Origin of the sequence: Streptomyces sp. NPDC047917 (assembly GCF_043204345.1) — a bacterium.
Classification (GTDB): Bacteria; Actinomycetota; Actinomycetes; order Streptomycetales; family Streptomycetaceae; genus Streptomyces; species Streptomyces sanglieri.
This window is the reverse complement of record NZ_JBIDCA010000013.1, coordinates 1-20,044: the sequence shown is the minus strand read 5'-3', so window position 1 is coordinate 20,044 and position 20,044 is coordinate 1. Positions and strand designations below refer to the sequence as shown.

Genomic DNA, 20,044 nt, shown 5'->3' with positions numbered 1-20,044 from the left:
CGGCCACCCTAGGCCGTTCCACCGAGGCGCGAGTACAGCGGTCCACATGTCGGACGTCGGAAATGAGACGCGACGGGCGAGGGCCGCGGTGCGTGCTTCGGCCGGGGCCGGACCCGTCAGGCAGGTCCGGCCGACGAACCGGGCTCAGGATGCTCGGAGCGGCACCTCGCGCTGGCCGGGGCCGTCGTAGGAGGCCAGGGGCCGGATGAGGGAGTTGTGGGCGAGCTGTTCGGTGATGTGGGCGGTCCAGCCGGTGATGCGGCTCATCACGAAGATGGGGGTGAACGCGGGGATGTCGAAGCCCATGAGGTGATAGGCGAGGCCGGCCGGGTAGTCCAGGTTGGGGTGGATGCCCTTGCGGCTGCTCATGGCGTGCCGCAGGGCGGCGTGGAGGGTGGCCAGGCGGGTGGTCTCCGGGTCGCTCGAGCGGGCGATGAGGTCCGCCAGGGCCTTCTGCATGATGGGGACGCGGGAGTCGCCGTGCTTGTAGACGCGGTGCCCGAAGCCCATGATCCTGCGCTTGGCGGCGAGGGCGTCGTCCAGCCAGCCCTCCGCCCCCTCAGGGTCGCCGATCTCTTCCAGCATGTGCATCACGGCCTCGTTGGCGCCGCCGTGCAGGGGGCCCTTGAGGGCGCCGATCGCAGCTGTGACCGCGCTGTGCAGGTCGGAGAGGGTAGAGGTGACGACACGGGCGGTGAAGGTGGAGGCGTTGAAGCTGTGCTCGGCGTAGAGGATCAGGGAGATCTCGAAGCAACGGACCACTGCCGGGTCGGGGACCTCGCCGAAGCACATGTGGAAGAAGTTCTCGGTGTACCCGAGGTCCCCGTCGGGCCGGATGGGCTCCAGGCCGTGGCGGCGCCTGTGGTCGGCGGCCACCACGACGGGCAGCCGGGCGAGCAGGGTCAGGGACTTGGTGAGGTTGGCGGCCGGACTGCCGTCGTCCTCCGCGGGGTCCTCGGCGCCGAGGAAGCTGACGGCGGTACGCAGCACGTCCATCGGGTGGCAGGTGTGCGGCAGTCTGGCCAGGAGTTCGGTGGTGGTGCGGTCCAGTGGGCGCAGGGCGCGTTCCCGGGCGGTGAACTCGCGAAGCTGTCCGGCGTCGGGCAGCTCACCGTGCCACAGCAGGTGGGCGACCTCCTCGAAGGAGCAGCGGGCGGCGAGGTCATGGACGGGGTAACCGCGGTAGGTGAGTGAGTTGGTGTCGGCGACCACGGTGGAAATGGCGGTGGTGTCGGCGACCACGCCGGCGAGGCCGCGGTGGATCTCCGGGGCGGTGCTGGTCACGGGGAGCCTCCGGGGGCTGAAAGGGGCAGCGGGGCTGTGCCGGGGCTGATGGAGCCCGGCGCGGCCGTCGGGTCTGCGGATGTCGGGTTCAGGCGCTGGGCGGGAGGGTGAAGTCGAAGACGGCCGCGTCGAAGGAGCCGTAGCTCTCGTAGTCGAGGACCTCGTAGAGGCGCGATCGGGTCTGCATGCCCTCCAGCAGGCCTGCCTGGGTGCCCTCTGCCGCGATCCGGCGCAGTCCGTCCTCCACGGCACCCATGGCGTAGCGGAAGAGGGTGACCGGGTAGAGGACGATGTCGTAGCCGAGGTCCTCCAGAGCGGCGGCTCCGAGGAGGGGGCCCTTGCCGAACTCGGTCATGTTGGCCAGGAGCGGGACGTCGACGGCCTTGCGGAAGGCCTCGAACTCGGCTTCGTTCGCGAGGGCTTCGGGGAAGATCGCATCGGCACCCGCGTCCACGTACGCCTTGGCCCGCTCGATCGCCGCTTCCAGGCCTTCCACGGCGCGGGCGTCGGTGCGGGCCATGAGGAGGAAGTCGGGGTCGCGGCGGGCGTCGACGGCGGCCCGGAGCCGGCGCACCATGTCCTGGGCCGGTACGACGCTCTTGCCGTCGAGGTGGCCGCAGCGCTTGGGGTTGACCTGGTCCTCCAGATGGAGGCCGGCGAGGCCGGCGTCCTCCATGAGCTGGAGGGTGCGAGCGGCGTTCATCGGCTCGCCGAAGCCGGTGTCGGCGTCGATGAGCACCGGCAGGTCGGTGACCCTGGTCGTCTGGGCGGCGCGGGCGGCGGTCTCGGTGGAGGTGGTCAGCCCGATGTCCGGCAGCCCCAGGTCTGCGGCGAGAACCGCGCCGGAGAGGTAGGCGGCCTCGAAACCGGCCTCCTGGATCAGCCGGGCGGAGTAGGGGTTGATCGCCCCCGGCATGGCGAGGATTCGGCCCTCGGCGAGGCGGGCGCGCAGGGCACGGCGGCGCTCGGAGGGCGTGGTGCGGGTGTGGAGCATCAGAACAGGCCCTTCGGGAGGCCGGCGTCGTGCCGGGCGACGGCTTCGGTGTCGACGGTGGGGAAGAGTCCGGTGAGCTCGTCGGCGGACAGCTCGGCCAGCCGCTCCGCCGTGGACAGGAACCGGTCCTGGCCGTCCGGGGTGACGATGCCCTCGGCCAGGGCACGGAACTTGCGCTCGTAGGCGGCCCGGTCGAAGGGTCGGGCGCCGGCCGGGTGGGCGTCGGCCACCGCCAGCTCGTCCTCGACCACCGAGCCGTCCTCGAAGGTGATGACGATCCGGCCGCCGAAGGCACGGCGCAGCGGGTCCGGGTCGTGGTAGCGGCGCGTCCACCGCGGGTCCTCGACCGTGGTGATCTTCCGCCACAGCGCGACGGTGGAGGTGCGGGCGGCGCGCTCGGGGGCGTATGAGCGTTCGTGGTGCCAGGTCCCGTCCTCCAGGGCGACGGCGAGAATGTACGGGATGGAGTGGTCGAGGGTCTCGCGGCTGGCGGACGGGTCGTACTTCTGGGGATCGTTCGCACCCGAGCCGATCACCTGGTGGGTGTGGTGACTGGTGTGCAGGACCACCGAGCGGACCCGCTCCAGCGGGCCGGTCTTGTCGCGCAGCCGACGGGCCAGGTCGATGACGGCTTGGGCCTGGTACTCGGCCGAGTGCTCCTTCGTGTACGTGTCGAGGATGGCCCGGCGGGGCTCGCCCGGCTCGGGCAGCAGGACCGCGTAGTCGGAGTCCGGCCCGTTCAGCATCCGTGCCAGGAAGCCGTCCTCACCTTCGTAGATCGGGGAGGGTGAGCCCTCGCCGCGCATCGCCCGGTCCACTGCCTCGATCGCGGCCTTCCCGGCGAAGGCGGGCGCGTACGCCTTCCAGCTGGAGATCTCCCCCTTGCGGGACTGGCGGGTGGCGGTCGTGGTGTGCACGGCCTGCTGCACCGCCTGGTACACCGTTTCCGTCGGCAGCTCCAGCAGCGCTCCCAGCCCACAGGCGGTGGCCGCGCTCAGGTGGGCGACGTGGTCGATGCGGTGCTCGTGCAGGCAGATGCCCTTCACCAGGGCCACGTGGACCTCGTACGCGGCGATGATCCCGCGCAGGAGGTCGGCTCCGCTGCGGCCGGTGTGCTGTGCGACGGACAGGAGCGGCGGGATGTTGTCGCCGGGGTGGGAGTAGTCGGCGGCCAGGTAGGTGTCGTGGAAGTCCAGTTCTCGTACGGCCGTGGCGTTTGCCCAGGCCGCCCATTCCGGTGAGACCCGTGCGCCGCTGCCGAAGACCGACGCGCCGCGGCCGGCGGGCTCTGCGTGGGCGGTGGCCTGCGCCCGGGCCACGGCGGCCGGGCGGCGGGTGAGGGAGGCGACGGCCACGGCGGCGTTGTCGACGACCCGGTTCACGGCCATCGCCGCAGCCCGGGGATCCTGCGGCGCGCCCGAGGTCGCGGTCAGGGCGAGTTGCCAGGCCAACTGCTCCCGCCGGGGCAGCCGGTCGGAGCTGGGGTGGACGCGGACGCGGTGCTCGATCACGGGACTCCTCACAAGCCGGTACGTGAGGCCGGTTCGCCCCACGAACAAGAGACTGCCCGCCAGTGGGCCCCGTCGCGACAGAGCGAAACTGCGGATCTCGTACAGGCCTGACCTGCGAATCTGCGAAGGTTTGCGAATCCTGCGGATGCTAGATTCACGAATGCCGCTCCTGGCTGTGCCGGGGCCCGGGGCTGAGGAAGGGGTCGTCGTGCCGCGGGAACTGCCGAAGGTCTACGCGCAGGGGAAACTGCGCCGGCTGCGCCGCGAGCACGGCATGAACCAGGTGGAGATGGCCCGCGCCCTGCACATCTCGGCGAGCTACGCCAACCAGCTCGAACAAGGTCAGCGTCCCCTCACGGCCGCGGTGCTGCTACGGATCGCCGAGGTGTTCGGCGTGGACGCCGAGTTCTTCTCCGACACCGACGACGACCGTCTCGCGGTGGACCTGCGGGGTGCTCTGGCCGACGAGGCGTGCGGCACGGCCCTGCCCGACACGTCGGAGATCACCGAGGCAGCGCGGGCGCATCCGGAGATCGCGCGGGCCCTGGTGGCTCTGCACCGGCGCTACCGCGACACGGTCGAACGCGCCGCCGCCCTGGCTCCCGGCGGCGACGGCGCGGCCCTGTCGGCCGGGGAACCGCACGACGAGGTCAGGGACTTCTTCTACGCCCACCACAACCACTTCGAGCCCCTCGACACTGCCGCCGAGGATCTGACCTCGGAGCTCGACCTGCTGCCCGGACGCATCTCGGACGCGCTGCGGGAACGCCTCGGAAAGCTCCATGGCGTCACCGTCGTCCAGGCCGCCCCGTTCCCTGCGGGAGACACCCGGCGCTTCGCGCGCCAGGAGCGTCTGCTGTTCCTGTCGCCCTGGCTCACCGAGGGACGGCGTGCCTTCCAGCTCGCCACCCAGCTCGCGCTGCTGGAACACCGGCCGCTGCTGGACGCCCTCGCCGCGCGGGGGCCGGAGCTCACCTCCCGCGAGTCCGTAGGACTGGCCCGGATCGGGCTGGCGAACTACTTCGCGGGCGCGCTGCTCATGCCGTACACCGCCTTCCACGAAGCCGCCGAGCGCGTGGGATACGACATCGAACTGCTGTCGGCCCGGTTCGGCGTCGGCTTCGAGACCGTCTGCCACCGGCTCAGCACCCTCCAGCGCGTCGGGCGGCGCGGCATCCCGTTCTCGTTCCTGCGCGTCGACCGGGCCGGGAACATCTCCAAGCGCCAGTCCGCCACCGACTTCCACTTCTCCCGGCTCGGCGGCACCTGCCCGCTGTGGACCGTGTACGAGGCGTTCTCCGCACCCGGGCGGATCCTGCACCAGGTCGCCGAGATGCCCGACGGGAAGAGGTACTTCTGGATCGCCCGTACCGTCACCCGAGGCGGATTCGGCCACCAGGCACCCCGGGCCGAGTTCGCCGTCGCCCTCGGCTGCGAACTGCGCCACGCCCCGCGCCTGGTCTACTCGCGCGGCACGGCCCTCGACGACCCTGCCGGCGCCACCCCCATCGGACTGGGCTGCCGGATGTGCGAGCGCCGCGACTGCGCGCAGCGCGCCCGTCCCACCATCGGCGGCCGCCTGGCGGTCGAGCCGGACCGCAGCAGCCAAGTCCCCTACCCGGTCGACGACGGCGGTCGACAGGACTGAAAGGGCTTGGGCTGGGCAACGGACCGAGCCCTGTCGCTCCGGATGTCCGGGGTGGCAGGGCTCTGCAGGTGGTGCGGTGCGCGGATCAGCCGAGGGTCGACGCCGACTGGGGCTCGGCCGTCTCCGCACCTGCGGGATCGGTGCGGTGGGCCAGAGGCCGCTGGGCGAGGACGCCGAAGACGACGGCGAACACGGTCCACAGCACGAGCTGGACGGAGATGGACGCGACCCGGAACTCCCACAGCAGGGCGGCGGGGAACTCGGGCTCGACGGCGTCGGTGTTGTCCGGAAGGAACAGGAAGGCCAGACCCGTGGCGACGGCGAAGCCCGCCCCGGCGGTCAGCGTGGCGTTCCAGTTGCCCAGGCGCGGTGCCGGCCGTCGCCCGAGGATGATCGCCCCGGCACCGAGCGGCACGCTCAGAAGGAGCATCAGGAAGAACAGCGTGGTGCGCTGCCCGATCGTGTCCGGGTTGCCGGGACCCGCACCACGGTGGACCGCCGCGCTGACGAGCACCGTTCAGACCCGTACCCGGGTCCGGGGGCTGGGGCTGGGATCTGCCGCCCCCGGACGCGAGTGCGGTCAGCCGTGGGTGAAGTGCGGCGTGCGCTTGTCCACGAAGGCGGACATGCCCTCCTTCTGGTCGGCTGTGGCGAACACGGCGTGGAACAGGCGGCGTTCGAAGCGGACGCCCTCGGCGAGGGTGGTCTCGAAGGCTCGGTTCACGGCTTCCTTGGCCATCATCGCGACCGGCTTGGACATCTCGGCGACGGTCGTGGCCACAGCGAGGGCCTCGGCGAGCAGTTCGCCGGCGGGGACGATGCGAGAGACCAGTCCGGACCGTTCGGCCTCGGCGGCGTCCATGGTGCGGCCGGTCAGGCACAGCTCCATGGCCTTGGCCTTGCCGACCGCCCGTGTGAGGCGCTGGGAGCCGCCGATGCCGGGGATGACGCCCAGCTTGATCTCGGGCTGGCCGAACTTCGCGGTGTCTGCGGCAAGAAGGATGTCGCAGAGCATGGCCAGTTCACACCCACCGCCCAGGGCGAAGCCAGATACCGCGGCGAGGGTGGGCGTGCGTACCTCGCCGAGCCGGTCCCACGCCGTGAACCAGTCGGTGAGGTACATGTCCATGTAGCTCTGCGGGCGCATCTCCTTGATGTCGGCACCCGTGGCAAAGGCCTTGGCGGAGCCGGTGAGGACGATGCAGCCGACGTCCGGGTCCCGGTCCAGTTCCTCCGTGGCGGCCACGACCTCCTTCATCACCTGAAGGTTGAGGGCGTTGAGCGCCTGGGGCCGGTTGAGGGTGAGGATGGCGACGCGGCCCTTGCGTTCCAGCAGGATGGTCTCGTGGGCGGTCATGCGGGGGGTCCGTTCTGAGTTCGGAGGGTGCGGACGATCGCGGAGAAGTCGAGGTCCGCGCCGTCGGCGGCGGCGAAGGCGGTGTACATCTCGGCGGCCATGAGGCCGAGCGGCGCCTCCACCCCGCCGGCCCGCAGGGCGTTCGCGGCGAGGCCGAGGTCCTTGGCCATGAGCGGGGCGGCGAATCCGGGGCGGTAGCCGCGGTTGGCCGGGCTGGTCGGGACCGGTCCGGGGACGGGACAGTTGACAGTGAGGGCCCAGCACTGGCCGGAGGCGGTGGAGGCGACGTCGTAGAGGGCTTGGTGGTCGAGGCCGAGGCTCTCGGCGAGGACGAATGCCTCGCTGACGCCGATCATCGAGATCGCGAGGATCATGTTGTTGCAGATCTTCGCGGCCTGCCCGGCGCCGGGTCCGCCGCAGTGCACGGCCTTCTTGCCCATCGCGCCGAGCAGCGGCTCGGCGGCGGCGAACTCCGTCTCTCCCCCTCCCGCCATGAAAGTGAGCGTGGCCGCCTCGGCGCCGACCACGCCGCCGGACACCGGTGCGTCGAGGGCGCGGTGACCAGCCGCGACGACGGCCTCATGGGCGGAACGGGCGTCAGCCACGTCGATGGTGGAGCAGTCGATGAACAGGGTCCCCGGCCGGGACGCGGTCAGGAACCCCTGCTCGGCGTAGAGGGCGAGGACGTGGCGGCCGGCGGGCAACATGGTGATGACCACGTCGGCTTCCGCGGCGGCCTCGGCAGCGGAAGCCGCGGGCTCGACTCCGGCCGCTGCCGCGCCGGCCAGCAGGTCGGGGACGAGGTCGAAGCCGAGGACGCGGTGTCCGGCCTTCACGAGGTTGGCTGCCATCGGGCCGCCCATGTGGCCGAGCCCGATGAATGCGACGGTGCTGCTCACCAGACGACCTCCTGGGACGAAGCGGCCGCGACGAGCCGGAGCTCGTTCGCGTCGAGCGGGGCGAAGTACCGGTCCACTCCCGCCGGGGTGACGGCCTCCAGCGTGGCCGGGGACCAGTGCGGGGTGCGGTCCTTGTCGATGACCTGGGCGCGGATGCCCTCGACCAGGTCGGGTGAGGACAGGGCCACGCACGAGACGCGGTACTCCTGTTCCAGTACGCGTTCCAGCGGTCCGAGGTGGCGGGCCCGACGCAGCGCCGCCAGGGTGACCTTCACCGCGGTCGGGGACTTGGACAGCAGAGTGTCCGCCGCGTCCTGCGCCGCGGGCACGCCCGAGGCGAGGAGCCGCGCGACGATTTCCTCGGCGGTGTCGGCGGCGTAGCAGTGGTCGATCCACTCCCGGGCGGCAGGGAGTTCCCCGGCGGGAGGCTCTGCCACGTGCCGCTCCAGGACGGCGTGTACGGAGTCCACGGCCAGCTCCCGGGCCAGCGCGGGCAGCGCCGACGCCGGTACGAAGTGGTCGGCGAGCCCGCTCAGCAGCGCGTCGGCGGCGCCGGCAGGCACACCGGTCAGCGCCAGGTGGGTGCCGAGTTCGCCGGGGGCCAGGGCGAGCAGGTACGTCCCGCCGACGTCGGGGACGAAACCGATCCCGGTTTCGGGCATGGCCACGCGTGAGCGCTCGGTGACGATGCGGACGCTGCCGTGGGCCGAGACGCCGACCCCGCCGCCCATCACGATGCCGTCCATGAGGGCGACATACGGCTTGGGATAGCGGGCGATCAAGGCATTCAGCCGGTACTCGTCGCGCCAGAAGTCCGCCGAGGCGGTGCCGCCGGTGCGGGCGTCCTCGTGGATCACGCGGATGTCGCCACCCGCGCACAGGCCGCGTTCGCCGGCGCCCTCGATGACGACCAGCTCGACCGAGGGGTCGTCGGCCCAGGTCGTGAGGGCCTCTTCGATGCGGAGCACCATGGGGTGGCTGAGGGCATTGAGCGCCTCGGGGCGGTTGAGGGTCATGTATGCGGCGCGGCCCTCGGTACGCAGGAGGACGTGGTCGGGGCCGGTCCGGGCGTCGTTGGTCATCGCAGGTTCTCCGTGAGTCCGCGCGCGACGATGACGCGCATGACCTCGTTGGTGCCTTCCAGGATCTGGTGGACCCGCAGGTCGCGGACGATCTTCTCGATGCCGTACTCGCTGAGGTAGCCGTAGCCGCCGTGCAGTTGAAGGGCGGCGTCGGCCACGGCGTATCCGGTGTCGGTGGCGAACCGCTTGGCCATCGCGCACAGGCGCGGGGCCAGCGGATCGCCCGTGTCGAGAGCCTCGGCGGCCTGCCGGACCAGTGCCCGGGCGGCGGCCATCTCGGTGGCCATGTCGGCGAGCCGGAACTGGAGCGCCTGGGCGTCCAGCAGCCGGGTGCCGAAGGCCTCACGCGTGGCGAGGTACGACAGGCTGCGGTCGAGGGCGCTCTGCGCCCCTCCGAGGGAGCAGGCGGCGATGCCGAGCCGGCCGCCGTTGAGGCCGTTCATGGCGATCCGGAACCCGTCGCCCTCGGCGCCGAGACGTCGGTCGGCGGGAACGCGGACGCCGTCGAGGATCACCTGGCGGGTCGGCTGGGCGTTCCAGCCCATCTTCTGTTCGTTCGGACCGAAGGATACCCCGGGGTCTTCGCGTTCCACCACGAACGCGGAGATTCCGGCCGGTCCGGGCTCACCCGTCCTGGCCATGACCACGTAGACGCCCGCGGCTCCGGCGCCGGAGATGAACTGCTTGACACCGGTCAACACGTAGTGGTCGCCCTGCCGCTCCGCGCGGGTGCGGAGGGCGGCCGCGTCGGATCCGGCTCCCGGCTCGGTGAGGCAGTAGCTGCCCAGGACGGTGGCCGAGCACAGGCCGGGGAGCTGGCGTTCGCGCTGGGCGTCGTCGCCGTAGCGGTCGATCATCCAGGCGACCATGTTGTGGATGGACAGGTATGCGGCGATGGAGGGGCAGCCGGTGGCGAGGGTCTCGAAGACGAGGACGCCGTCGCTGCGGGACAGGCCGGAACCGCCGTGCTCCTCGCGGACGTAGACCCCGCCGAGGCCCAGCGAGGCCGCCCGGCGGATCACGTCGACGGGGAAGTGTTTGGTCTGGTCCCAGACGACCGCGTGGGGAGCCAGCTGCTCCTGAGCGAAGTCGAGGGTTACCTCGGCCAGGGCGAGCTGGTCCTCGGTGAGGGTGATGGTCACGACGCTCACCCCATCGTCGGGATGGTGAAGCTCGCGCCTTCCTTGACCCCGGAGGGCCAGCGCGAGGTGACGGTCTTCGTACGGGTGTAGAAGCGGATCGAGTCGGGACCGTGCTGGTTCAGGTCGCCGAAGCCGGACCGCTTCCAGCCGCCGAAGGTGTGGTAGGCGACGGGCACCGGGATGGGGACGTTGATGCCGACCATGCCGGCGCCCACCCGGCGGGTGAATTCGCGGGCGGTGTCCCCGTCCCGGGTGAAGATCGCCACACCGTTCCCGTACGGGTGCTCGCTCGGCAGACGCAGTGCCTCTTCGAAGTCGGCGGCGCGGACGACGGACAGGACCGGGCCGAAGATCTCCTCGCGGTAGATGCGCATCTGCGGGGAGACGCGGTCGAAGAGGGAGGCTCCGGCGAAGAACCCGTTCTCGTGGCCTTCGAGGGTGAATCCGCGTCCGTCGACGACGAGTTCGGCTCGCTCGCTCGCGCCGATGTCGACGTACCGACGGACCCGGTCGAGCGCGTCCCGGCTGATCAGGGGTCCGAAGTCGGCCTCGGGGTCGTCGGAGCGGCCGATCTTCAGCGTTGCGATGCGCTCCGTGAGGGCGGCGACCAGACGGTCGGCCGTCTCCTCCCCCACGGGTACGGCGACGGCGATGGCCATGCAGCGCTCGCCCGCCGAGCCGTAGCCGGCGCCGATGAGTGCGTCGACGGCCTGGTCGATGTCCGCGTCCGGCATCACGATCATGTGGTTCTTGGCGCCGCCGAAACACTGGGCGCGCTTGCCGTGCGCGGCGGCGGTCGCGTAGATGTGCGCGGCGATCGGTGTCGAACCGACGAAGCCCAGCGCCTGGACGCGCGGGTCTTCGAGGAGGGTGTCGACGGACTCCTTGCCGCCGTTGACGACGTTGAGGACGCCCGGCGGCAGCCCGGCCTCCAGGAACAGCTCCGCGAGGCGCAGCGGTACGGACGGGTCGCGCTCGGACGGCTTGAGGATGAACGCGTTCCCGCAGGCGAGAGCGGGTGCGGCCTGCCAGAGCGGGATCATCGCGGGGAAGTTGAAGGGGGTGATGCCGGCGACGACGCCGAGCGGGCTGCGCAGCGAGTGCACGTCGATGCCGGTGCCCGCGTTGTCGGTGAACTCCCCCTTGAGCAGGTGCGGAATTCCGGCGGCGAACTCGACCACCTCCAGGCCGCGTTGCAGGTCGCCGTGGGCGTCGGCGACGGTCTTGCCGTGCTCGGCGGACAGCAGCCGGGCCAGGCTCTCGCGCTCGCCCTCGACGAGCTGGAGGAAACGCAGCAGTACGCGGGCACGCCGCTGCGGGTTCCACTGGCCCCAATCCGCCTGCGCTTCCTCGGCGTTGGCGATTGCGGCTTCGGTGTCGGCCCGGCCGGCCAGCGGCACACGCGCCTGGACGGTGCCGGTGTTCGGGTCGTACACGTCGGCGAAGAGCCCGGACATGCCGGTGGTGTGCTTTCCGCCGATGAAATGGGTGAGTTCACGGACCATGGGTGCCTGCTCTCGTCAGGTTGGATCCGGGGATGGCACGGCGGACCGGCGGACGGCACCCGGATGAGGGGTGCACCGCTGCGGAGAGCCGTGAGAACTACGAGCGCGCGGAAGTGGTGTGTGCGCGATCCGCCGGATCACCAGGGTCGTGGGTACAAACCGGTGCCATGCGTGTCTGCTCCATCCTCGTGGACAACACGGAACAATCCGCGGCCGGTATCCTGACTCCCGGATCCCCGCGCGCCGCCCGCCTTCCCGACAGCCCTCGTCAGTGGCGTGTGGATGGCAGCACACTCCCCGGTCACAGTGGCGGGACCGTGCCGGTTTCTCACCGGCTTCCCTGCACCGCGGACCTTGTGCCACGAACATATAGTTGGACGTCCTAGTAAGTCCAGAGCCTCCGACTGCGCGTCTACAGTCGGTGCATGCGCATCGTCTCCCTGCTCCCGGCGGCCACGGACATCGTGGCGGACCTCGGACTCGCCTCCGACCTGGTCGGACGCACCCACGAATGCGACTGGCCGCCCTCCGCGGTCGCCTCCGTGCCCGTTGTCACCCGCACCGAATTCGCCGCGGACCAACTCAGCAGCCGGGAGATCTCCGAGGCGGTCGGCGGGGCCGACCACTCCGGCTCCTCGCTCTACACACTGGACACGGAGGCCCTGGCCGAACTCGCGCCGGACGTCCTGCTCACCCAGGACCTGTGCGACGTCTGCGCGGTGTCCTACGAGCGCGTCTCCCGAGCGGTGCGCGTCATGGAGACCGGGCCCCGGGTGCTGAGCCTGGAACCCAAGACCCTCGGCGATGTCCTGGACTGCCTGGTCACCGTCGGGGATCTGCTCGGAGTGCGGGAGCGGGCCGAGCAACGGCGCACCGAACTCCACGACCGACTCGACGAAGTCCGTCGGCTCACCGGGGGCCGGACCCGGCCGCGGGTCGTCGCCATCGAATGGCTGGACCCGCTGTGGCCTGCGGGCCACTGGGTCCCGGAGCAGATCGCCGCGGCGGGTGGAGAAGCCCTGCTGGCCGAGCCCGGTGAGCACACCGAGCCGATGACTTGGGGGTCGGTACGCGCCGCACGCCCGGACGTGGTCCTCGTCCTGCCGTGCGGTTTCCCGCCCGAACGGACCCTGGCGGAGCTCGACCTGCTCACCGGACTGCCGGGCTGGGAGGAGTTGCCCGCCGTGCGGGCCGGGGAGGTATGGGTACTGGACGGTCCCGCGTACTTCAACCGGCCGGGCCCGCGCGTGGTCCGCGGGGCTGAGGTGCTCGCCCACGTCCTGCACGGCGTACGGGCAGGGGATCCGGTGACCGGGGCGGAAGCCCGGCAGCTGACCGGACGTGAACTCACGCCCGGTCGGGGGCCACGGGGTAGGGAATGAAGGTGCTGCTGTTCTCGTCGACAGCCAGGGGACGTCCCAGGGGCGGGACGGCACGCTGAGGGCAGTCGAGGCGTTCGCAGAGCCTGCAGCCCATGCCGATGGGGGTGGCCGCCGCCGCGTTGTCGAGGTCGAGGCCATCGGAGTACACGAGCCGCGAAGCGTGCCGGATCTCGCAGCCGAGGCCGATCGCGAAGGTCTTGCCGGGCTCGCCCCAGCCGCCGCGGTGGCGGGTCACGGCGCGCGCGGTCCACAGGTACCGCTGCCCGTCGGGCATGGCGGCGACCTGGACGTGGATGCGGCCGGGCGCGGCAAAGGCTTCGTAGATGTTCCAGAGCGGGCAGGTGCCGCCCGCGCGGGAGAAGTGGAATCCGGTGGCGGACTGCCGCTTGGACATGTTCCCGGCCCGGTCGACCCGTACGAAGGAGAAGGGCACCCCGCGCAGTCTCGGGCGTTGCAGGGTGCTGAGGCGGTGGCAGACGGTCTCGTAGCCGAGGCCGAAGTGGTCGGTGAGCCGCTCGATGTCGTAACGGAACTCCTCGGCCGCCGCGTGGAAGGTGCCGTACGGAAGGATCAGCGCGGCCGCGAAGTAGTTCGCGATGCCGATCCGGGCCAGCCGGTGCGCAGGGGAGCCGGACGGGAAGTCCTCGGCGGCCAGCCGGTCCAGCCCGGCTCCGTGTTCCAGGAGTGCGAGCTGGGTTGCCATCCGGAACACCTGCTGGCCCGGCCGCAGCCGGCCGGACAGGTGCAGGATCCGGGCCTCCGCGTCGAAGTGGTGGAGGCGGTCGGAGTCGGACGCGAGACGGATCCCGTGCTGGCCGGTGAGGCGGTCCGACAGCACCCGGACGACCTCTCCGGGGCGGAGACCGATCTCCTGGGCCAGGGCTTCGGCGGCGAGGTCGGTGTCGTGGAGGTAGTTCTGGCGACGGTAGAAGAACTCTCGGATCTCCTCGTGCGGTGAGCGCGGTGCGGCCGGGCCGCCGTCCCGCCCGTCCTCGGTGTCGGCCAGTCGCTCCGCCAGGAGCTGGCTCCGCCGGCCCAGGTCCAGCAGCACGGAGGCGACGGCCGGCATCCGCGCGGCCAGTTCGGCCAGGTCGGAGGGAGAGACCAGGGCTTCGGCCACCTCACTCGCCAGAGCCTCGCGGAGATCGGCGACGAGCCGGCTGGTGTCACGTTCCGAGAAGAACCCGGGGTCAACGCCGAACGCCTCGGTCAGGCGCAGCAGGACGGGCACGGTGAGCGGGCGGGAATCGTGCTCCATCTGGTTGAGATAGCTCGGTGAGATGCCCAGCACCCTGGCCAGATCGGCCTGGGTCATGCGGCGCTCCTCGCGCAACCTGCGCAGCCGCGCTCCTGCGTACGTCTTGCTCACCTGGCTCCTCCGGCTCGTCCGGCTCGTCCGGCTCGTCCGGCTCGTCCGGCTCGTCCGGCTCGTCCGGCCTCAGGTTACGCGCGATTCTCCCGCCGCCACCCTTTGCAACCTTGGCAAATCCGTCCCGGAAGATTCGCGGAACTTGGCACATGTACCTCATTGATGGCACTGCGTGCCGCTGCAAGAGTCTGTCGTGCGGCCCGCCGGATCCCGGCGGCCCAGGCGGACAGTTCAGGCGCGGCTCATGCCCTGACGTCGGAGATCCCGACAGTCCGACTGGGCCGACCTGCACCATTGCTCAGCTCCTCCCCAGGTGGGGCCGGCGGCCGCAACCCACGATCAAGGCACACAGTGCCAATTCGCCGTCTCCCGGGACGGGAGTTGGCAGAAGCGACTGATGGAGACGGTGACGTCATGACAGAAATGAACACGACGACGGCTGCGGCCGAACAACTGGCGCAGCGGTGGGCCACGGACCCGCGGTGGGCGGGCATCGAGCGCACCTACAGTGCCGAGGACGTCGTCCAGTTGTCGGGGAGCGTCCGGGAGGAGCACACCCTGGCCCGGCGCGGCGCCGAGCGGCTGTGGCGCCAACTCCACGAGCAGGACTACATCCACGCACTCGGCGCGCTCACCGGCGGCCAGGCGGTCCAGCAGGTGCGCGCCGGCCTCCAGGCGATCTACCTCTCCGGCTGGCAGGTCGCCGCCGACGCCAACCAGGCGGGCCACACCTACCCCGACCAGAGCCTGTACCCGGTCAACTCCGTTCCGCAGGTGGTCCGCCGCATCAACAACGCCCTGCTGCGCGCCGACCAGATCGCCACCGCCGAGGGCGGCTCGGACACCACGGACTGGCTGGCGCCGATCGTCGCCGACGCCGAGGCAGGCTTCGGCGGCCCGCTCAACGCCTTCGAGCTGACGAAGGCGATGATCGCGGCGGGCGCCGCCGGCATCCACTACGAGGACCAACTGGCCTCCGAGAAGAAGTGCGGCCACCTCGGCGGCAAGGTCCTCGTCCCCACCGCCCAGCACGTGCGCACCCTCAACGCGGCCCGCCTCGCCTCCGACATCGCCGACACCCCGACGCTGATCATCGCCCGCACCGACGCGCTCGCAGCCACCCTGCTGACCAGCGACGTCGACGAGCGCGACGCGGAGTTCTGCACGGGCGAGCGCACCGCCGAGGGCTTCTACCACGTCCGCAACGGCATGGCCCCGGTCATCGCCCGCGGCCTGGCCTACGCCCCGTACGCCGACCTCATCTGGGTCGAGACCGGCACCCCGGACCTGGCCCAGGCCCGCGAGTTCGCCGAGGCCATTCACGCCCGGTACCCCGGCCAGATGCTCGCCTACAACTGCTCGCCGTCCTTCAACTGGAAGGCAGCGCTGGACGACGACCGGATCGCCAAGTTCCAGCGGGAGCTCGGTGCGATGGGCTACCGCTTCCAGTTCATCACCCTCGCCGGATTCCACTCGCTCAACCACGGCATGTTCGACCTCGCCCGGGGCTACGCCGAGCACGGCATGACGGCCTATGTCGACCTCCAGGAGCGCGAGTTCGCCGCTCAGGAACACGGGTTCACCGCGGTCAAGCACCAGCGCGAGGTCGGCACCGGCTACTTCGACCTCGTCTCCACCGCCGTCAACCCGGCCTCCTCCACCACCGCGCTCACCGGTTCCACCGAGGAAGAGCAGTTCCACTAGGAACGCCACTCCCCACAGCCATCGGCGTCCGGGGGCTACCCCCGGACGCCGACCACCACACGCCGAGGAGCAGAACCGCATGTCATCCACGTCCCTGACCCCCGGTGTCCGAATCCTCGGCACACCGGCCGAGCGCCACGGCGAGATCCTCACCCCGGAAGCGCTCGACTTCATCGCCCGCCTCGACGCCGTGTTCGCGGGCCGCCGCCTGGGAATCCTCAAGGAGCGCCGCCGCCGGACCCTCAACCTCGCCTCGGGCACGCCCCTGGACTTCTCCCGCGCCACCTCCGCGGTCCGCGCCGACCCCGACTGGCGGGTCGCGCCGCCCGCGCCCGGACTCGTCGACCGGCGCGTTGAGATCACCGGATCCCCCGACCGCCGGACGGCCGTCAACGCCCTCAACTCCGGCGCCAACGTGTGGATGGCCGACTTCGAGGACGCCACCGCCCCCACCTGGAGCAACATCATCGGCGGCCAGCTGACCCTGCTCGACGCCATCGAACGGCGCATCGACTTCACCACCCCTGAGGGCAAGGAGTACCGCCTCGGCACGGACCTCGCCACGATCATGATCCGGCCGCGCGGCTGGCACCTCCTCGAAGAACACCTGGAGATCGACGGCCGGCCCGTCCCCGCCTCGCTGGTCGACTTCGGCCTCTACTTCTTCCACTGCGCGCAGCGGCAGATCGACGCCGGTCATGGCCCGTACTTCTACCTCCCCAAGCTGGAGAACCGGTACGAGGCCCGGCTGTGGAACGACATCTTCCTGTTCGCCCAGGACCTGCTGGGGATTCCGCGCGGCACCGTCCGGGCGACCGTCCTCATCGAGACGATCACCGCCGCGTTCGAGATGGAGGAGATCCTCCACGAACTGCGTGAGCACAGCGCCGGGCTCAACGCGGGCCGCTGGGACTACCTGTTCAGCCTCATCAAGACCTTCGGCCACCGCACCGACTTCCAGCTCCCGGACCGGACCGCTGTCACGATGACCGCCCCGTTCATGCGGGCGTACACCGAACTCCTGGTCCGCACCTGCCACCGACGTGGCGCACACGCCGTCGGAGGTATGGCCGCCCAAGTTCCGAGCCGCGACGCGGACGCCAACACCGCGGCGCTCGCGAAGGTGCGACTCGACAAGGAACGGGAAGCCGAGGACGGCTTCGACGGCTCCTGGGTCGCCCACCCCGGCCTCGTTCCCGTCTGCCGCGAGGTGTTCGACGGAGTACTGGGCGACCGGCCGAACCAACTGGAGCGGACGCGCGAGGACATCGAGGTCACGGCCACCAGCCTCCTGTCCGTCCGCCGCAGCGCCGCGCCCCCCACCCGGGAGGGGATCCGCTCCAACGTCGCAGTGGCCTTGCGGTACTTCGACGCCTGGCTGCGCGGCAGCGGCGCCGTTGCCCTGTACGGCCTGATGGAGGACGCCGCGACCGCCGAGATCGCCCGCGTCCAGATCTGGCAGTGGCTCCGCCACGACCGCGTGGACCGGAGCACGGTCATCGACCTGCTCGACGCCGAATGCGCCGCACTGGATGCCGAGGACCCGCACGCCCTCGTGCTGGACGCGCGGGAGGTCTTCGTGGACACCGCCCTCTCCGTTCGGCTCCCGGCGTTCTTCACCCCGGAGACCTACTCCCGCCACCTCGTTCGCCTCGCCACCGGATCGGTGGCCGCGTGAACGCCCCGTCGCACCCGACCCCGGCTCTCTCCACACAACGCGTGGGGATCGTGGGCGGCGGGCAGATGGGCGCCGGCATGGCCGAGGTCTGCGCCCGCGCCGGACTCGACACCGTCGTCGCCGAAGCCGATGCGACGGCCGCCCGTGCGGCCCGCGAGCGCGTGGCCGCTTCACTGGAACGTGCCGTCCAACGCGGAAAGCTCGACCGCCTTTCCGCCGAAGACGCCCTGGCACGCCTGTTGTTCACCGGCGACCTCGACGACCTCGCCGACCGGCAGCTCGTCATCGAAGCGGTGACCGAGAACGCGGATGCCAAGATCGAGATCTTCTCGGCACTCGACAAGATCGTCGAGGATCCGGAGGCGATCCTTGCCACCAACACCTCCGCCATCCCCGTCATGAGGCTCGGCATGACCACCCGCCGCGCTGACCACGTGCTCGGCCTCCACTTCTTCAACCCCGTCCCCGTACTGCCGCTCGTGGAGATCGTCTCCTCCCTCCACACCACCCCGACGGTCACCGATGCCGTCGAGGCGTTCGTCCGCGACACCCTCGGCAAGACCCCGATCCGCTCCCAGGGCCGGGCCGGCTTCGTCGTCAACGCCCTGCTGATCCCCTATCTCCTCTCGGCGATCCGCATGGCCGAGTCCGGATATGCCGGCGCCGCCGACATCGACACCGGAATGGTGCTGGGATGCGCCCACCCCATGGGCCCGCTCAAGCTCGCCGACCTCATCGGCCTGGACACGGTCGCCGCGATCGCGGAATCCCTCTACGACGAGTTCAAGGAACCCCTCTACGCCCCGCCCCCGCTGCTCCGGCGCATGGTCCAGGCGGGGCTGCTCGGCCGCAAGACCGGCCGGGGGTTCCACACATACGCCCGGGACTGAGATCCCGTTGCGCCGCCCGGGCTCCGAGGGTGCCCCGGCAGCTGAGGAAGGGGACAGGGTGTGACGAGTGGTGTCTTCGTGCCCGGCCCCCATGCTGCCGACCCGGTGCCCCGCAGCAACCCGGAGCATGCGCGGCCCGGTTGGCAACGAAGGTGGCGTTCATCTCTCCGGATTCCCTTCCGGCGCCCGACCGCCGGACCGTACGATGCCTTCTGCCCCGGCCCATACGGCGGGGCACACAACCGAATGCACGCACAACTGGGGGAAGCCGGTGGGAATCCGGCGCTGACCTGCAACCGTGAACGGGCCCGAGGGCTCCGTGAGCCGGAGTACCCGGGGTGCGACGCGTACCGCTTCTCACTGTCATGGTCTGCAGGGCGAAGCCCCCACCCCGGGTTGGTGTTTCCTGCCCGTCTTCTCAAGGAGACGGGCAGGGCATGCGCACATGGGGCGAGGGACCGCCGGCGCAGACCCGTCGTCCCTCTCAGGAAGAAGGCACCATGCGCCGGATACCCGCCCGCCGTTCCGTGATCACGACTGCCGCTCTCGCCCTCGCGCTCGCCGGTGCTCCCGCCATGGCCGAGGCTGCCCCCACGGCGGACACGAACAAGGCCGTCACCGTCGACCTGACCGTTCAGGGCCCCAGCGGGCTGCTGTTCACGGGCAAGATCAAGACCAAGGGTCACGATGTCACCACCACTACCGGTGGCACCCACAAGTGCGACGGCACCAACGGTGGCGCCAACCCGTCCAAGGTCCCCACCCCGACCGCAGCCCTCGACGACGCCGCCCACAAGAAGGGCTTCACGTGGGACGGCACGTGGTATGCGTCGTTCGACGACTTCTCCGTGGACACGATCAAGAACACGAGCGGTGGTGGCTCCGCCTACTGGAGCATCTCCGTCAACGGCACCCCGACCCCGGTCGGCGGCTGCCAGTTCAAGATCGACGCGGGCGACGAGGTGGCGTTCACCTGGACGTCCTTCTAGCCCGGCCCGAGGGCTCACGGGGGCAGGTGCATACCCGACTCCGGCCTCTGGCGCTTGCCCCGGGGGCCGAGTCCGGCGCCTGAGGGCATGCCGGCCTGTTTCCCGATCACCCGCTGGGCCTGCTCGACCGCGCCCTCAAGCGCCCCGAGCAGGCCCTTCGGCGAAGTCCGTGCGCCTGCGGACGCCTTGAGGAGCGCCTCGACCGGGGCCTCGCCCGATCGAAGCAGAGCACACATGGCCCCTGCCGCCCGGGTCAGGGAGATCAACGCCTCACGGGTCATGCGCAGCCGTACCACGTGGGAGCCGAACTGTCTGCGTGACGCCGCGAGGCTCTCGTACTCGTGTTCCGTGAGGGCCACCATTTGCACCCCGTCGATGGTTAAGTGACGCGGCACAATCTTGGCCATCCCCGACCTTTCTGACACTGCGGGAGAACGTTCCTCTTTCACCTTGCCCTTCCCCTCGATCGGAGTGCAATGGTGCGGGGTGGGGGGCGGGGGCCGCCCCCCCCCCCCGCGGCGGGCGATCAGGCACCCCCCCCCCCTGGGATGGTGTCGCCCACGGTGTTGTCCGTGTTCCTGGGCCCCCCCGCCCAGGAGGCGCCGTCCCC

At 71.0% G+C, this 20,044-nt stretch carries 17 protein-coding genes and 2 riboswitches; of the genes, 6 read left to right on the top strand and 11 right to left on the bottom strand.

The window, feature by feature from the left end:
- Positions 1-144 precede the first annotated feature (144 nt).
- The 3 genes from ACGF8B_RS29740 to ACGF8B_RS29730 form a co-directional block, all read right to left on the bottom strand.
- Entirely contained in the window at positions 145-1,284 is a 1,140-nt protein-coding gene (locus tag ACGF8B_RS29740) for a bifunctional 2-methylcitrate synthase/citrate synthase (RefSeq protein ID WP_392744708.1), read from the bottom strand.
- A gap of 88 nt (positions 1,285-1,372) precedes the next feature.
- A complete protein-coding gene (gene prpB / locus ACGF8B_RS29735) occupies positions 1,373-2,278 on the bottom strand; it encodes a methylisocitrate lyase (RefSeq protein WP_392744706.1) in 906 nt (301 codons plus the stop codon).
- Positions 2,278-3,789 (bottom strand): MmgE/PrpD family protein, encoded by a 1,512-nt coding sequence (locus ACGF8B_RS29730; protein ID WP_392744703.1) that lies wholly within the window; start codon positions 3,787-3,789, stop codon positions 2,278-2,280. Before ACGF8B_RS29730 ends, prpB begins: the two co-directional genes overlap by 1 nt.
- A gap of 208 nt (positions 3,790-3,997) precedes the next feature.
- Here ACGF8B_RS29730 and ACGF8B_RS29725 point away from each other — a divergent pair, with 208 nt between their 5' ends.
- Positions 3,998-5,437 carry a short-chain fatty acyl-CoA regulator family protein gene (locus tag ACGF8B_RS29725; RefSeq protein WP_392744700.1) on the top strand — a complete coding sequence of 480 codons (1,440 nt, stop codon included), beginning with the start codon at positions 3,998-4,000 and terminating at the stop codon, positions 5,435-5,437.
- Positions 5,438-5,522: 85 nt separating this feature from the next.
- Here ACGF8B_RS29725 and ACGF8B_RS29720 read toward each other — a convergent pair whose 3' ends face one another.
- The 6 genes from ACGF8B_RS29720 to ACGF8B_RS29695 form a co-directional block, all read right to left on the bottom strand.
- Positions 5,523-5,951, bottom strand: coding sequence for a CbtA family protein (locus tag ACGF8B_RS29720; protein WP_392744698.1), 429 nt, complete (start codon positions 5,949-5,951; stop codon positions 5,523-5,525).
- A gap of 66 nt (positions 5,952-6,017) precedes the next feature.
- The gene (locus ACGF8B_RS29715) at positions 6,018-6,794 is read right to left on the bottom strand and encodes an enoyl-CoA hydratase (protein ID WP_392744696.1); all 777 of its coding nucleotides are present in this window, start codon (positions 6,792-6,794) and stop codon (positions 6,018-6,020) included.
- Complete coding sequence (gene mmsB / locus ACGF8B_RS29710) at positions 6,791-7,693, bottom strand: 3-hydroxyisobutyrate dehydrogenase (protein WP_392744693.1); 903 nt, start codon at positions 7,691-7,693, stop codon at positions 6,791-6,793. The genes ACGF8B_RS29715 and mmsB overlap by 4 nt, the downstream gene beginning before the upstream one ends.
- A complete protein-coding gene (locus tag ACGF8B_RS29705) occupies positions 7,690-8,775 on the bottom strand; it encodes an enoyl-CoA hydratase/isomerase family protein (RefSeq protein WP_392744692.1) in 1,086 nt (361 codons plus the stop codon). Before ACGF8B_RS29705 ends, mmsB begins: the two co-directional genes overlap by 4 nt.
- Positions 8,772-9,926 carry an acyl-CoA dehydrogenase family protein gene (locus ACGF8B_RS29700; protein WP_392744689.1) on the bottom strand — a complete coding sequence of 385 codons (1,155 nt, stop codon included), beginning with the start codon at positions 9,924-9,926 and terminating at the stop codon, positions 8,772-8,774. The genes ACGF8B_RS29705 and ACGF8B_RS29700 overlap by 4 nt, the downstream gene beginning before the upstream one ends.
- Positions 9,923-11,422: a CoA-acylating methylmalonate-semialdehyde dehydrogenase gene (locus ACGF8B_RS29695; protein ID WP_392744687.1), complete on the bottom strand. Its 1,500-nt coding sequence runs from the start codon at positions 11,420-11,422 to the stop codon at positions 9,923-9,925. Before ACGF8B_RS29695 ends, ACGF8B_RS29700 begins: the two co-directional genes overlap by 4 nt.
- 193 nt (positions 11,423-11,615) lie before the next feature.
- Positions 11,616-11,801, bottom strand: a riboswitch (cobalamin riboswitch).
- A gap of 46 nt (positions 11,802-11,847) precedes the next feature.
- Here ACGF8B_RS29695 and ACGF8B_RS29690 point away from each other — a divergent pair.
- On the top strand, positions 11,848-12,804 hold the full coding sequence (locus ACGF8B_RS29690) for a cobalamin-binding protein (RefSeq protein WP_392744684.1): 957 nt from the start codon (positions 11,848-11,850) through the stop codon (positions 12,802-12,804).
- Here the strand turns inward: ACGF8B_RS29690 and ACGF8B_RS29685 are convergent.
- On the bottom strand, positions 12,770-14,173 hold the full coding sequence (locus ACGF8B_RS29685; RefSeq protein WP_392744683.1) for a short-chain fatty acyl-CoA regulator family protein: 1,404 nt from the start codon (positions 14,171-14,173) through the stop codon (positions 12,770-12,772). The genes ACGF8B_RS29690 and ACGF8B_RS29685 overlap by 35 nt on opposite strands.
- Before the next feature lie 414 nt (positions 14,174-14,587).
- Here ACGF8B_RS29685 and aceA point away from each other — a divergent pair, with 414 nt between their 5' ends.
- The 4 genes from aceA (at position 14,588) to ACGF8B_RS29665 (ending at position 19,434) form a co-directional block, all read left to right on the top strand.
- Positions 14,588-15,877, top strand: coding sequence for an isocitrate lyase (aceA, locus tag ACGF8B_RS29680; protein ID WP_392744680.1), 1,290 nt, complete (start codon positions 14,588-14,590; stop codon positions 15,875-15,877).
- Positions 15,878-15,956: 79 nt separating this feature from the next.
- Complete coding sequence (gene aceB / locus ACGF8B_RS29675) at positions 15,957-17,555, top strand: malate synthase A (RefSeq protein WP_392744678.1); 1,599 nt, start codon at positions 15,957-15,959, stop codon at positions 17,553-17,555.
- Positions 17,552-18,445 (top strand): 3-hydroxybutyryl-CoA dehydrogenase, encoded by an 894-nt coding sequence (locus ACGF8B_RS29670; protein WP_392744675.1) that lies wholly within the window; start codon positions 17,552-17,554, stop codon positions 18,443-18,445. The genes aceB and ACGF8B_RS29670 overlap by 4 nt, the downstream gene beginning before the upstream one ends.
- Before the next feature lie 261 nt (positions 18,446-18,706).
- A riboswitch (cobalamin riboswitch) is annotated at positions 18,707-18,780 on the top strand.
- A gap of 165 nt (positions 18,781-18,945) precedes the next feature.
- Positions 18,946-19,434, top strand: a complete 489-nt coding sequence (locus tag ACGF8B_RS29665) for a DUF4430 domain-containing protein (RefSeq protein ID WP_392745292.1) — start codon at positions 18,946-18,948, stop codon at positions 19,432-19,434.
- A 14-nt stretch (positions 19,435-19,448) separates the two neighbouring features.
- Here ACGF8B_RS29665 and ACGF8B_RS29660 read toward each other — a convergent pair whose 3' ends face one another.
- Entirely contained in the window at positions 19,449-19,841 is a 393-nt protein-coding gene (locus tag ACGF8B_RS29660; RefSeq protein WP_392744673.1) for a hypothetical protein, read from the bottom strand.
- Between the last annotated feature and the right edge of the window lie 203 nt (positions 19,842-20,044).